The sequence below is a fragment of the Streptomyces sp. AC627_RSS907 genome, from assembly GCF_019049165.1.
The window spans coordinates 1-576 of sequence record NZ_JAGMUE010001235.1 but is presented as its reverse complement, the minus strand read 5'-3'; the positions used below and the strand labels follow the sequence as shown (position 1 = coordinate 576).

At 75.7% G+C, this 576-nt stretch carries 2 pseudogenes; both read left to right on the top strand.

The annotated features are described in order from the left end of the window. Positions 1-298, top strand: a pseudogene (locus KUM32_RS41245) (pyroglutamyl-peptidase I); the annotation flags it as partial. 56 nt (positions 299-354) lie between these two features. After that, positions 355-576 (top strand): annotated as a pseudogene (locus KUM32_RS41240) (hypothetical protein); the annotation flags it as partial.

Sequence of the window (576 nt, the reverse complement as noted above, 5' to 3'; positions counted from 1 at the left end):
GCCGATCAAGGAGTGCGTGGCCGCGGCCCGCGCCGCCGGGGCCCCGGCCAGCGTGTCGCAGACGGCCGGAACCTTCGTCTGCAACCACGTCTTCTACGGGCTCATGCACCTCATCGCCACCGAACGCCCCGCCCTGCGCGGCGGCTTCGTACACGTCCCGTTCGCGCCCGAGCAGGTGCCGGACGGCGGCGCCCCCGCCCTCGCGGTCGCCGACAGCGCCGTGGCCCTGCGCGCCATCGCCGCCACGGTCGCCGCCGGCACGCCGGAGTTGCGCGCTGTGGGCGGTGCCACACACTGACCGGCCCCTTGGCGCCGTTTCGTCCGTTGTCAGTGCGACCGCCTACTCTGTGCGACGTGACTTCTCCACCCCCGGGGGCCGCTACGCCCCAGCTCAGTGGCCCACCCCGGCCAGCCCCGGGCCCGGCAGCCGACGAGGGCCTGGCCCGGCGGCTGCGCGCGCTCGCCTGCACGGCGCCGCTGCACGACCTGGACGTGCGCAAGGCCAACCTGGCGGGGGAGTACAGCGGGTACGCGATGGCGGAGGTGGCCCTCGCCGCGATCGACCTGGTCACCGTC